Genomic DNA, 12,494 nt, shown 5'->3' with positions numbered 1-12,494 from the left:
CATACCTCTTTTTTGTCTACGGCAGAATTTTCTTGAGCAAATACTCAAGCGTTGCCACTTCGTCCGCCGTTAAGTTTTTTGTTAATTCCTGATGCAGGTCTTGCCCTGGTCGTTGATGACATTGCTCACAAATTGCCGCGCCGTCCGGCGTTAGCTTCACCAGTACGCCGCGTTTGTCATTAGGATTCGGCAGTCTTTCGATCCAGCCTTTGCACAGCAGGCGGTCGAGCATCCGCGTCAATGCGCCGAGATCGACAGACAGCACTTTTTTAAGTTCAACCGGGGTAATACATCCCGCGCAGCGTATCGAGCAAAGCACTTTAAACTGTGTTGCGGTGATATCCAGCGGGGATAAATAGTTATTTAACAGGCGATCTTTTTTCTGATTTACCATGTAGATCAAGCGACCCAGCGGAATGATTTCATTGAACAGATCACTGGTGCTTTTCAAAATGGTTGCCCCGGCAAGTAATTAATTTCGTCAGATACTATTGCCCAGGCAAGTATAAGTCAACTAAATGAATTGGCCGATGCCACGATTTGCTAAAAGGCGTCCGGGGTATTGTGCTGTGATAACTTGTAACTAATTGATAATTACAGGTTATAGGTTGTAGAGGATATTAACTTGCACACTGGCGAAATGGCGCGCCTGGGCAATTTCACTTTATACTTCCGGTTCATGAAACGCTGATGGGTAAGAGATAGTATTATGATGGATTTGTTTAAAGCGATTGGATTGGGGCTGGTCGTACTGCTCCCGTTAGCCAATCCGCTAACCACCGTGGCGCTGTTTCTTGGCCTTGCGGGCAATATGAATAGTGCGGAACGCAACCGGCAGTCCTATATGGCTTCGGTTTATGTCTTCGCTATTATGATGGTGGCGTACTACGCCGGGCAGTTAGTCATGAACACCTTCGGTATTTCGATTCCAGGGCTACGGATCGCCGGGGGGTTAATCGTGGCGTTTATCGGCTTCAGAATGCTTTTCCCGCAGCAGAAGGCGCATGAGTCGCCGGAAGCGAAAAGCAAATCGGAGGAGCTGGCAGACGAACCGACGGCCAATATTGCGTTTGTTCCACTGGCTATGCCAAGCACCGCAGGACCGGGGACCATCGCAATGATCATCAGTTCCGCTTCCACGGTGCGTCATGGCGGCGAGTTTCCCGACTGGGTCATTATGGTCGCGCCGCCGATTATTTTTCTTGCCGTGGCGGTGATCCTGTGGGGATGCTTACGCAGTTCTGGCGCTATTATGCGGCTGGTGGGTAAAGGGGGGATTGAAGCGATCTCCCGCTTAATGGGATTCCTGCTGGTGTGTATGGGCGTGCAATTTATTATCAACGGCGTGTTGGAAATTATTAAAACGTACCACTAAGGCGCATTTTCGTCTGCCGGAAACCTGTTCCCGGCAGACGAATGTCTTAATGCGGTTGTTCTTCCAGCGTCACTGGCCATTTGCGGAATATGAGCACAGCCCATACCAGCGCGGCACAGGCGGGTATGGCGCCAATATAGCCGATGGCCGACATTGACCAGTGCAAACTCACCTGATTACCTACCAGCGCGCCAGCGCCAATACCAATATTAAAGATGCCTGAAAATAGCGCCATTGCGACATCGGTCGCGTCCGGGGCCAGCGCCAGTACTTTCACCTGCATACCGAGCCCTATCACCATAATCGCGATGCCCCAGAAAATGCTCAGTATGGCCAGATGCGCTTCGCTCTCCGCCGCGGGCAGCAGCAGCAGCAGACAGACAACCAGCAGGGCAATAGCGATACTGACGAGCGACGAGGCATGGCGATTACCCAGTTTACCAAACACGAGGCTGCCGATGATCCCGGCGCCGCCGAGGATCAGTAACAGGACGGTAGCAAAATTCGCACTGAGCCCGGCGACATTCTGAACGAACGGTTCAATATAGCTATAAGCTGTGTAATGCGCAGTCACCACAACGACGGTCAGTACATAGAGGCTCATCAGCGCCGGGCGTCGGAATAGCAAAGGTAAACTTTTTAGTGAGCCGGAATGCTCGCTCGGCAATTTCGGTAGAAGCTTAATCAGACATAGCAGCGTAATTAATGCGCCCATGCCGATGGCAAAAAAGGTGGTGCGCCAGCCAAAATACTGACCAACAACGCGACCTATGGGCAGCCCAAGCACCATGGCCAACGCGGTGCCGGTCGCTATCAGACTTAATGCCTGCGCGCGTTTCCCGGCAGGGGCCAGGCGGATCGCCAGCGAGGCGGTTATCGACCAGAAAATAGCGTGGGCGAAAGCGATACCAATACGGCTAATGACCAGCACGGTAAAGTTCCATGCCAGAAAGGAGAGCACATGGCTGGCAATAAACAAAACAAACAGATAAATGAGTAGCTTACGGCGCTCCATTTGACTGGTAAGAAGCATAAAAGGCAGCGACATGACGGCAACTACCCAGGCGTAAATGGTTAGCATGATGCCGACCTGCGCGGTTTGCATATGAAAGCTTTCAGCAATGTCTGATAGCAAACCAACTGGCACAAATTCTGTGGTATTGAAAATAAAAGCGGCAATAGCAAGCGTAACTACCCGTAGCCACGCGACCTTGCGGGAAACTGGATTGATTGTCATAAAAATATTTCGGGTTAGTTGCGAGAAGGTGAGACCGCGATCTTAAAACGTTTACTGGCGAAAAGACAATCATTTTGTGACCTGCTTCTCATTTACTTCGCAGGCCGTTTCGTCTTCAGTCGGTGCTCGCCAGTTGGGCGTTAAGTAACTCGATAAAGGCCTCAAGCTGACGCGTCATCGCCCCGCGCCGCCACATTAGCCATGTGTTAAGCCAGCGCCACTTCTCCGCCAACGGCCAGGCTTCCACCTGATGATGTCCTGGCATACTGTTGAGCATACTTGCTGGCATCAGCGCAATACCTGCGCCGGCAATTACGCACGCCAACATTCCATGATATGACTCCATTTCGTGAATCGTACCGGGGGTCGCGCCATCGGCATGAAACCAGCTTTCGAAATGCCGTCGGTAAGAACAGTTGGCGCGAAAAGCATAGATGTTATAACCATTCACCTCGCTGGCCCGCGAAACGACGGAATGGCCGTGTGGCGCGACGATCATCATCTCTTCCTGGTAAGCCGGTATACCTTCCAGCCCCGGATGCATTAGCGGGCCATCAATAAAGGCGGCGTTCAGCTTTCCCTCGAGCACGCCATCCAGCATGGCGCCGGAAGGACCGGTCGTTAACGCGAACTGAATTTTAGGGTAACGCTGGTTATAACCCGCCAGCAGCGCGGGGATACGTACGGCGGCAGTACTTTCTAACGCGCCGAGTGAAAACAGTCCTTGCGGTTCCTCTCCGGCAACCACCATGCGGGCTTCATCGACCAGCGCCAGGATCTGCTGGCTGTAACGTAAAAAGTTATGCCCGGCTGGTGACAGCCTGAGTCGCTGGTTTTCGCGAATAAACAGAGAGACGCCCAGGTCGGCTTCAAGCTGACGGATACGCGTGGTCAGGTTGGACGGAACGCGGTGCACTTTTGCCGCCGCCTGCGTAATGCTGCCCGTCAGAGCGACAGCGTTAAACATTTCCAGTTGCGTCAGGTCCATGGTTTTCTCAATTCGTGAATAGTCTGGTTAATATTATTCATTTTTCAGAAAGGGTAAAGGGCGTCATGATGGTACAACTCCCCTGATAACGAGAGAAAGAACATGACCATGATGACTGCAACACAGGCGTTATCCGTGAATCCTGCGACCGGCCAGACGCTGGCGGCAATGCCCTGGGCTAACGCGCAAGAGATTGAACATGCGCTGAGTCTGGCGGCGAGCGGTTTCAAAAAGTGGAAAATGACATCGGTAGCGCAACGGGCGCAAACATTACGCGATATTGGTCAGGCGCTTCGCGCTCATGCAGAAGAGATGGCGCAATGTATTACGCGTGAAATGGGTAAACCCATAAAGCAGGCGCGTGCGGAAGTGACGAAATCCGCCGCGTTATGCGACTGGTATGCGGAACATGGCCCGGCAATGCTGAATCCTGAGCCTACGTTGGTAGAAAATCAGCAGGCGGTGATTGAATACCGTCCGCTGGGCGTCATTCTGGCGATAATGCCGTGGAATTTTCCTTTATGGCAGGTGTTACGCGGGGCAGTGCCGATACTGCTGGCGGGGAATAGCTACTTGTTAAAACATGCGCCCAATGTCACGGGTTGCGCGCAGATGATAGCCCGAATCTTGGCGGAAGCCGGTACTCCCGCTGGCGTCTATGGATGGGTGAACGCTAATAATGAGGGCGTGAGTCAGATGATTAACGATCCGCGAATCGCGGCGGTGACGGTGACCGGTAGCGTGCGCGCCGGCGCGGCGATTGGCGCTCAGGCTGGGGCGGCGCTGAAAAAGTGCGTACTGGAACTGGGTGGCTCGGATCCGTTTATTGTACTCAATGATGCCGATCTCGAGTTGGCGGTAAAAGCTGCGGTTGCCGGACGCTATCAAAACACCGGACAAGTCTGCGCCGCCGCCAAACGTTTTATTGTCGAAGAGGGCATTGCGCAGGCGTTTACCGATCGTTTTGTGGCGGCTGCCGCAGCATTAAAGATGGGTGATCCTCTGGTTGAAGAGAATGACCTGGGGCCGATGGCGCGCTTTGATTTGCGTGATGAACTCCATCAACAGGTGCAGGCTTCCGTCGCCGAAGGCGCACGGCTACTGTTGGGCGGGGAGAAAATCGCCGGGGAGGGCAACTATTATGCCGCGACCGTTCTGGCGGATGTTACACCTGACATGACGGCATTTCGTCAGGAACTTTTTGGGCCTGTTGCCGCCATTACCGTCGCAAAAGATGCGGCGCACGCCCTCGCGCTGGCGAATGACAGTGAGTTTGGCCTGTCGGCGACGATCTTTACCGCCGACGATACGCTGGCCGCGGAGATGGCGGCGCGTCTTGAGTGCGGTGGGGTATTCATTAATGGTTACAGCGCCAGCGATGCGCGTGTGGCATTCGGCGGGGTGAAGAAAAGCGGCTTCGGTCGCGAGCTTTCGCACTTTGGTTTACACGAATTTTGTAATGTGCAGACCGTCTGGAAGAACCGCGTCTAATCGCCCTGACGTCGCGTGGCGCCCTCTGCTATACTCGCAGGCCTTTTCAGACCTGCGAGCAAGGAGCATGTTGTGGCCAGGGCCATGGATAATGCAATTTTAGAGACGATTTTACAGCGCGTTCGCCCCCTCATTGGCCAGGGCAAAGTCGCTGACTATATTCCGGCATTAGCGTCCGTCGAAGGTTCAAAGCTGGGGATAGCGATTTGTACCGTGGACGGGCAGCATTATCAGGCGGGCGATGCGCACGAACGCTTCTCTATTCAGTCTATTTCGAAAGTGCTCAGTCTGGTGGTGGCGATGCGTCATTATCCGGAAGAGGAGATCTGGCAGCGCGTCGGAAAAGATCCTTCCGGCTCGCCGTTCAATTCGTTGGTTCAGTTAGAGATGGAACAAGGCATCCCGCGTAATCCATTTATTAATGCGGGCGCGCTGGTGGTATGCGACATGTTGCAAGGCCGGCTTAGCGCGCCGCGTCAGCGGATGCTGGAAGTTGTGCGCGCGCTTTGCGGCGTATCGGATATTACGTATGACGCTACGGTCGCGCGCTCTGAATTTGAGCATTCCGCCCGTAACGCCGCTATTGCCTGGCTGATGAAATCATTCGGTAATTTTCATCATGATGTGCCTACCGTGTTGCAAAATTACTTTCACTACTGTGCGTTGAAAATGAGCTGCATGGAACTGGCGAGGACGTTTGTCTTTCTGGCGAATCAGGGCGAGGCGTTTCATCTCGACGAGCCGGTAGTGACCCCCATGCAGGCCCGGCAGATTAATGCGCTAATGGCGACCAGCGGGATGTATCAGAATGCCGGCGAGTTTGCCTGGCGGGTGGGATTGCCCGCTAAATCCGGCGTGGGCGGCGGTATTGTCGCCATAGTGCCGCATGAAATGGCGATTGCCGTCTGGAGTCCGGAGCTGGATCCTGCGGGAAACTCTCTGGCAGGTATCGCCGCGCTTGAGCAATTAACACAAACGTTAGGACGTTCGGTATACTGATGAATGCGCTTGAACCGCTCTTTGCCCGCCTGGCGCGATCGACATTTCGTTCGCGTTTTCGTCTCGGGATAAAAGAAAGACAATATTGCTGGGATAAAGGCGCGGAGGTGATTGATAAACACGCCGCCGATTTTATCGCCCAGCGACTGGCGCCAGCTCACCCGGCGAATGATGGTAAGCAAACGCCGATGCGGGGCCATCCGGTATTTATCGCGCAACATGCGACGGCAACCTGCTGTCGCGGGTGCCTGGCGAAGTGGCACCAGATACCTCAGGGAGAACCGCTGAGCGAAGCGCAGCAACAGTATATTGTCAGCGTTATCCATTACTGGCTGGTCATACAAATGAATCAGCGGTAGAGCAGCGCGTCGTTGCTGACGCTTTCCCTGATAAATTACCCTCATACCACTGATAGCAGCCGTTGACCGTCATATATCTCATGCGCTGAAGCGCATATTTAGTTACAACATACAGTTAGTTGTTTTTTTTCAACGCCTGTCAGCACTGTGCAAAAAAATGTTCTACAGGGCAGGGAACCCGTGTATCACCAGAAGCTTGCAACCTTGATCTGGATCACGTTTAATGACAGTGCTTTTTCACCAGCTGAAGATAATCATGATCGTTAGACCACAACAGCACTGGATTCGCCTGATATTTGTCTGGCATGGTTCCGTGTTATCTAAAATCTTTTCACGACTACTCCTTAACTTTCTTCTTTCTATCGCCGTTATTATCATGCTGCCCTGGTACACAATGCTGGGTATTAAGTTTACCCTTGCGCCGTTTAGCATACTGGGCGTCGCTATCGCCATTTTTCTTGGGTTTCGCAATAATGCCTGTTATGCGCGTTACGTCGAAGCCCGACATTTGTGGGGGCAGTTGATGATCGCTTCACGCTCAATACTGCGAGAGGTGAAAACAACCTTGCCTGATGAACGCGGTATCGAGGATTTTGTTCGGTTACAAATCGCTTTTGCCCACTGTTTGCGTATGACATTGCGTCGACAGCCTCAAACGCAAGTTCTGGGAAACTATCTTGACCAGGAGGCGTTACAGAAAGTTGTCGCTTCCCATTCCCCCGCTAACCGTATCTTATTGCTGATGGGAGAGTGGCTGGCGATTCGCCGCCGCAGCGGAAAGCTTTCCGATATTTTATTTCATAGCCTCAACAACCGCTTAAATGATATGTCGTCAGTATTGGCCGGCTGTGAGCGCATCGCCAACACGCCGGTGCCTTTTGCCTATACGTTAATTTTGCATCGTACGGTTTATCTTTTCTGCATTATGTTGCCATTTGCACTGGTGGTTGATCTGCACTATATGACGCCGTTTATTTCGGTGCTGATTTCTTATACGTTTATCGCGCTGGATGCGTTAGCAGAAGAGTTGGAAGATCCGTTCGGTACTGAAAATAATGATTTACCGCTGGATGCGATATGCAATGCGATAGAAATCGATTTACTGCAAATGAATGATGAAAGGGATATTCCGGCAAAACGGATACCGGATAAACGCTATCAACTGACCTGAGCTCGACTTAACTGGCGCAGAATGTTCATCTGCGCCATAACCTGAATAGCAAAGTTTAATAGCCTTCTCCAACGCCGGTTTTGGCTGGACCGGAGTAGTGGACATGAACGATTCGCCATCCTGTGTTTGGTATCTTCGCCCACACCTGGCTTTCGCGGCCTGTCGTGTGTTGAGTCTGCCCATTATCACGGCGTACCGCGGTAAAATGCCAGTCGAACTCTGCAACGGCGGCATTGCCATACACATGAATAGCAGGGGGAGCGTCCAGTTTTAATGTGCGTTTGCTGAAGGTTTTACCCATAGTGGTGCCATAAAAATTTTCAGCGATCTGCGACCATCCGCGTTCGTGACCGCGTGGATGAATAAAACTGGTTTCCGGTGAAACATAAAAGAGCTGCTTGCCTAACGTTGGGTCTGCCTTATCTATTGAATAAAGGTAACGGTTAATGCCTTCTGTAATTTCTTGTTTAACGGTCGACGTAGCTTCATTTTGTGCGGCGGTTGGCGTTGCCGCTGATGCCGATGACGCCATCAGAGTTAACGTTATCGCGGCGGCCGAAAACAATAGTGACGTTTTTTGCATAATAGTTATACCCATATGGTCTGTTTTTGAGACGCTTTATCTTTCCTGTTACGTTCACCTTTATACTAAAGGAGCATGGCTCACGAACAATAAAAAACATCCTTCTATAAAACTACCCCGAAAAGGGAGTAGTGCAATTAAGAATATCGTATTTGTTTGTAACGGCATGACTCAAAATATCAACATTTAGAGTTTCAGTATTGTTGTTGTCCATTGACTTACTTTTATTTTTATTACCACTGGTAAATAGTTAATCTTATGAATAGTGATACACAAATGACCGTTTGCGCTATGTGATAATTAACCATAGTAAAAATACACGAAGCGAAGAAGTGCTATTTCAGTAGTACTGATATTTTCATAACGCTAATTTAAAAATAAATGTAAACGTAACAAATTATACACAAAAATAAGAAGGGCTGTGGCCTCAACTGACTGGATTATGATTCCGTCTTACCGAATGTCAGCCGAATGTTCAGTGCCATTCTCGCCCTGGCATCCCCGACCGTAAGCCTGTTCTCTACTGGTAACCCCCTTGTTATTACAGCAGAAAACAGGGCATATCATTGATGTAGTCATGCTTAACTTGCATTTTAACATCACTAATACATAGCAAGCTAATATTACACTTTGAAACTTAACGCGCGGTAATTGTTAGTGATATTGTCCTGGACAGTTCCGCGAGCAGGCTTTGCGGAAAGTCCAAAAATAAGACAAATAAGGCATATAAAATGAAAAAAGTAGTGGTGTTATCTGCGGTAGCCGCAGCCGTAATGATGGCTGGAGCCGCCAACGCAGCAGAAATCTATAACAAGGATGGCAATAAACTGGATTTGTATGGCAAGGTCGACGGCCTGCATTATTTTTCCAGTAATCATAGTACGGATGGCGATCAATCTTATATCCGTATGGGTATTAAAGGCGAGACTCAAATTACCGATCAACTAACCGGTTTTGGACAGTGGGAGTATCAGGTCAACGCCAATCGTCCGGAAGATGGTGACTCCAGCGGTTCCCCGCAAAGCTGGACGCGTCTCGGTTTTGCTGGTTTGGCATTTGCCGATATGGGGTCTGTTGATTATGGTCGTAACTATGGCGTGTTATACGACATTGGTTCATGGACTGACGTACTGCCTGAATTTGGTAATGATTCGTATGAAGCTTCCGATAATTTTATGACCGGACGCGCGAATGGCGTTCTGACTTATCGCAATAATGATTTCTTTGGTCTGGTTGATGGTTTGAATATTGCGTTGCAGTATCAGGGTAAAAATGACGGCCTGTCGAAAGAAGGCGATCCTTTAAGTAATAATGCCAGAAAAAGTATCGCGTACCAGAATGGCGATGGTTTCGGGGCATCAGCGACATATGATTTGGGCATGGGGGTGAGCCTGGGGGCAGCCTATACCAGTTCCAAACGCACGCTTGATCAGATGACGCAAGATAAATACGACAATGGCGACCGCGCTGAAGCCTGGACTGGCGGCGTGAAGTATGATGCCAATAATATTTACCTGGCGGCAAACTATACCCGTACTTATGATATGACCTATATGGGCGATACATTGGGCGGCTTTGCACATAAAACCGATAACTGGGAAATGGTAGGGCAATATCAATTTGATAATGGCTTACGCCCGTCACTGGCGTTCCTGCAATCCAGAGCCAATGATGTTGATGGACTGGGTTCGTTCGACCTTGTGAAATATATTGATGTGGGTTCCTACTACTACTTCAATAAAAATATGTCCGCGTATGTTGACTACAAAATCAATCTGCTAAAAGATGGCAACCCATCGAATCCTAATACAGACAACACCGTGGCGCTCGGCTTAGTCTACGAGTTTTGATAAAACTTGCTGATTAAGACAGTTTAGGGATACCCTCCTTTTCCCAAAACTGTGTCACTGCTTAACCTTTATTATTGTTAATTTATTCTTTTATTATTTCAGGACGCTTCTGGCGTCCTTTTTTATTGACTATTCGTTGACTATTCGACTTCGATCTCGCGAATGCGCATTCTGCTACTGTCATCTATCTGCACTTTGCCTGAATGACAAAGGGGACAACAGAGTGTGGATGTTTGAGAGGTGAAGGGTTGATTACAGGACAGACACCAACCTTGCGCCGGTGCGATAGTAATGTGGAAACGCGCATTGTCAGCAAGGGTATGACGAGCGGCGACGTCCAGGCCAAAATGCAGCGCCGGCACCTCAACACAGGCCATAACGCCAATCTCCAGCCAGACTTGCTTTACCTTGCTGAACTGGTGATTTACTGCCTGTTCCTCCAGCAATTCGATAATATTTTGCGCCAGGGCTAATTCATGCATGGGCCAGCTCCTTCATTCAACAATATTTACGGCGACACAAGGATCAATTACCTGTAACTGTTGCGACCACAATGAGAGTGGAATAGTGGCCAGTTCGCGAGCAATGACGCCGTCAGGTTGGGCGTGACGTGTGGTAGGCGAGATAATACGGTAATCAAGAATATTGCCTGACGTCGTCAGTCTGGCCTGATGAACTAACCATCCTCGCGCGGTTTCCACTACCGCTATTTTCCATTCGCCATCATCAAAACGATTCCAGCGCAGGGTGGGAAGGGCGCTCAAACTTCGGGCGAGCGTAATGCAGCGGGCCAGCAGACGTAGCGCAGTCGTTTTACCGCTAAGACAACAGGCTGACAGCAGCGGATATTCGATAGCCAGAGGCGAGACATCCAGGGGACCATGGGTTATTAACGTATGGTCCGGGGACGATGCCATCGGTAGTGTAGGTGTAATGATATTCTGTACTGCCGCCAGCCAGCGGGCGGTTTCAGAACGCTCTTGCAAAAACCAGGCTTCCCAGCCCTTTACGCCAGCGGCAAGCCAGGTCTGAGGATCATCGTCAAAAAAGATTGTGCTTGCCAGCGGGGATAACTCTCCGCGACGTAACAACGCCCATTCTTCAGCGGTTGCCTGTCGGTGGCTAAACAGGGGGAGCCAGTCTGTCAACGCGCGACGGAGCGTTTCTCGCGCCAGCTCTTGTTGTGCGGCCTGCATATCTGGCTTCTTTTCAGGAAACAACAGTAAAGCCGCCGCCGCGCTGTGCGCCTGAGCGCACAACGTAAACAAACGTGAAATAAGCGTTTTTGCGTATACCGGCGTTGCGCCCTGTAACAAACGACCGATCGGCGCCTCCTGCCAGATAATCCGTAGCGGGTGAGAATAGACGGTCAATCTTTGCACGAACTATTACCTTCATCGATCACCATAAACCCGGACTTACTGGTTTCGCAAACCGGACAGCACCAGTAATCAGGTAACTGGTTGAAGGGCACGCCGGGTGGAATTTGCCATACATCATCGCCCAGCGCAGGGTCGTAAACCCACCAACATACTTTGCACTCCATGCGCACCACTGGCTCATTTTCTGTGACCGGGTATTCTTTCAACCATTCCAACGTATTTTTTAGCCCCGCGTAGGCATCTTCAATATCGTCGATGCCTGCAACGGCGATATCAGGAATGTCCGCTATCTCAATCATATCTTGCAGTAATGTATTCATATCATTGAAATAGTTGACCCGCCATACGCCGGGAAAATGCGTGCTTACAATCCGGCATTTACCATATCCGCGTGAAAAAATAGCGCTACAGCCTTCGCCTAAAAAATGATCCAGATACTCGCGATCGGCATCGTTTACTGGCAACAGCGTTAAGTTAATGATATGTGGCTCTTTTACCGGCTGTTTTACGCGCTCGGCTATTTCATGCGCGATAAAGGCGCCATTCATCAATCCCGCCGGTTGTGGCGGCAATTCTGGCGTAATCGGCGGCTGCGGATGCGTCTGCCAGATGCTCTCTGGGATCGGGCCAATGATAATTTCATCGGCAACCCGTTGCTGGTCAGCGTTATATTCACGCACACGCCAGACGCCCGTAAAAACCGTCTCCTGAATACGCTGTTCTTTTCCATCGGATAATAGTACCCGGGCGGAGATTTCACCTTCGCCGAGCAGTTGATCCAATAAACCGCTATTCTGTTGCTCAGTGGCATTCAGCTTATAGCTCAGGGGAAAGGGGAGCGTTGCCACCGGGTTATCCATATCGCGAATAAGCGTAGTCAGGATGTGTCTGGCAACACGGAGCTCAGCGGGCAGCGCCTGTTCCGGTAAAACCGGCGTCAGCGGGAGATTAATGCCGGCGGGGATGGGAAGAAAGTTAAAGTCTTCCTCTTCTGGCTGCGATCCTGGTCCGGCAATATTAACGACTGGAATAGTTCTGGAATGATTCACGTGTGTTACC

Annotated in this window: 13 protein-coding genes; 6 read left to right on the top strand and 7 right to left on the bottom strand. The window is 50.6% G+C overall.

All coding sequences use genetic code 11. From position 1 onward, the window contains the following. Positions 1-16: 16 nt before the first annotated feature. Positions 17-451 (bottom strand): multiple antibiotic resistance transcriptional regulator MarR, encoded by a 435-nt coding sequence (marR, locus tag QEN31_RS11930; RefSeq protein ID WP_000843434.1) that lies wholly within the window; start codon positions 449-451, stop codon positions 17-19. 258 nt (positions 452-709) lie between these two features. Here marR and QEN31_RS11925 point away from each other — a divergent pair, with 258 nt between their 5' ends. Beyond that, the gene (locus QEN31_RS11925) at positions 710-1,375 is read left to right on the top strand and encodes a MarC family NAAT transporter (RefSeq protein WP_000968968.1); all 666 of its coding nucleotides are present in this window, start codon (positions 710-712) and stop codon (positions 1,373-1,375) included. A gap of 46 nt (positions 1,376-1,421) precedes the next feature. Here QEN31_RS11925 and QEN31_RS11920 read toward each other — a convergent pair whose 3' ends face one another. Together QEN31_RS11920 and ptrR are read right to left on the bottom strand one after the other, a co-directional pair. Further along, entirely contained in the window at positions 1,422-2,612 is a 1,191-nt protein-coding gene (locus tag QEN31_RS11920) for a sugar transporter (protein WP_000154625.1), read from the bottom strand. Between the two features lie 115 nt (positions 2,613-2,727). Next, positions 2,728-3,600, bottom strand: coding sequence for a putrescine utilization regulator PtrR (gene ptrR, locus QEN31_RS11915; protein WP_000366538.1), 873 nt, complete (start codon positions 3,598-3,600; stop codon positions 2,728-2,730). 102 nt (positions 3,601-3,702) lie between these two features. Between ptrR and sad the strand changes: the two genes are divergently transcribed. From sad to QEN31_RS11895, 4 genes are all read left to right on the top strand, one after another. Further along, complete coding sequence (sad, locus tag QEN31_RS11910) at positions 3,703-5,091, top strand: succinate-semialdehyde dehydrogenase (protein WP_000178397.1); 1,389 nt, start codon at positions 3,703-3,705, stop codon at positions 5,089-5,091. Between the two features lie 72 nt (positions 5,092-5,163). Further along, on the top strand, positions 5,164-6,090 hold the full coding sequence (gene glsB / locus QEN31_RS11905) for a glutaminase B (protein WP_000090081.1): 927 nt from the start codon (positions 5,164-5,166) through the stop codon (positions 6,088-6,090). Continuing rightward, positions 6,090-6,449 carry a DUF4186 domain-containing protein gene (locus tag QEN31_RS11900; protein WP_000992449.1) on the top strand — a complete coding sequence of 120 codons (360 nt, stop codon included), beginning with the start codon at positions 6,090-6,092 and terminating at the stop codon, positions 6,447-6,449. The genes glsB and QEN31_RS11900 overlap by 1 nt, the downstream gene beginning before the upstream one ends. A 256-nt stretch (positions 6,450-6,705) precedes the next feature. Beyond that, positions 6,706-7,620 carry a bestrophin family protein gene (locus QEN31_RS11895; protein WP_001670736.1) on the top strand — a complete coding sequence of 305 codons (915 nt, stop codon included), beginning with the start codon at positions 6,706-6,708 and terminating at the stop codon, positions 7,618-7,620. Between the two features lie 55 nt (positions 7,621-7,675). Here QEN31_RS11895 and QEN31_RS11890 read toward each other — a convergent pair whose 3' ends face one another. Then, positions 7,676-8,218, bottom strand: coding sequence for a YybH family protein (locus QEN31_RS11890; RefSeq protein ID WP_000513122.1), 543 nt, complete (start codon positions 8,216-8,218; stop codon positions 7,676-7,678). A gap of 716 nt (positions 8,219-8,934) precedes the next feature. Here QEN31_RS11890 and ompC point away from each other — a divergent pair. Next, positions 8,935-10,053: a porin OmpC gene (gene ompC / locus QEN31_RS11885; RefSeq protein WP_000758335.1), complete on the top strand. Its 1,119-nt coding sequence runs from the start codon at positions 8,935-8,937 to the stop codon at positions 10,051-10,053. A 140-nt stretch (positions 10,054-10,193) separates the two neighbouring features. Here the strand turns inward: ompC and hypA are convergent, their stop codons facing one another. From hypA to QEN31_RS11870, 3 genes are read right to left on the bottom strand one after another with little or no spacing between them, the layout of a single operon-like run. Further along, positions 10,194-10,535 (bottom strand): hydrogenase maturation nickel metallochaperone HypA, encoded by a 342-nt coding sequence (gene hypA / locus QEN31_RS11880; protein ID WP_000544773.1) that lies wholly within the window; start codon positions 10,533-10,535, stop codon positions 10,194-10,196. A 12-nt stretch (positions 10,536-10,547) separates the two neighbouring features. After that, positions 10,548-11,435, bottom strand: coding sequence for an ATP/GTP-binding protein (locus tag QEN31_RS11875; RefSeq protein WP_001189401.1), 888 nt, complete (start codon positions 11,433-11,435; stop codon positions 10,548-10,550). Then, a complete protein-coding gene (locus tag QEN31_RS11870; protein ID WP_001016743.1) occupies positions 11,423-12,484 on the bottom strand; it encodes a hydrogenase expression/formation C-terminal domain-containing protein in 1,062 nt (353 codons plus the stop codon). Before QEN31_RS11870 ends, QEN31_RS11875 begins: the two co-directional genes overlap by 13 nt. Positions 12,485-12,494: the final 10 nt, after the last annotated feature.

It is taken from the genome of Salmonella sp. SA15303 (assembly GCF_029962125.1).
In the GTDB taxonomy this organism is placed as follows: Bacteria; Pseudomonadota; Gammaproteobacteria; order Enterobacterales; family Enterobacteriaceae; genus Salmonella; species Salmonella enterica.
This window is presented reverse-complemented; position numbering and strand designations above follow the sequence as displayed.

Excerpts from the sequence above, each read along its gene's own strand:
- QEN31_RS11925 (WP_000968968.1), top strand. The coding sequence starts at position 710 with ATGATGGATTTGTTTAAAGCGATTGGATTGGGGCTGGTCGTACTGCTC.
- QEN31_RS11920 (WP_000154625.1), bottom strand. The coding sequence starts at position 2,612 with ATGACAATCAATCCAGTTTCCCGCAAGGTCGCGTGGCTACGGGTAGTT.
- ptrR (WP_000366538.1), bottom strand. The coding sequence starts at position 3,600 with ATGGACCTGACGCAACTGGAAATGTTTAACGCTGTCGCTCTGACGGGC.
- sad (WP_000178397.1), top strand. The coding sequence starts at position 3,703 with ATGACCATGATGACTGCAACACAGGCGTTATCCGTGAATCCTGCGACC.
- QEN31_RS11900 (WP_000992449.1), top strand. The coding sequence starts at position 6,090 with ATGAATGCGCTTGAACCGCTCTTTGCCCGCCTGGCGCGATCGACATTT.
- QEN31_RS11895 (WP_001670736.1), top strand. The coding sequence starts at position 6,706 with ATGATCGTTAGACCACAACAGCACTGGATTCGCCTGATATTTGTCTGG.
- QEN31_RS11890 (WP_000513122.1), bottom strand. The coding sequence starts at position 8,218 with ATGGGTATAACTATTATGCAAAAAACGTCACTATTGTTTTCGGCCGCC.
- ompC (WP_000758335.1), top strand. The coding sequence starts at position 8,935 with ATGAAAAAAGTAGTGGTGTTATCTGCGGTAGCCGCAGCCGTAATGATG.
- hypA (WP_000544773.1), bottom strand. The coding sequence starts at position 10,535 with ATGCATGAATTAGCCCTGGCGCAAAATATTATCGAATTGCTGGAGGAA.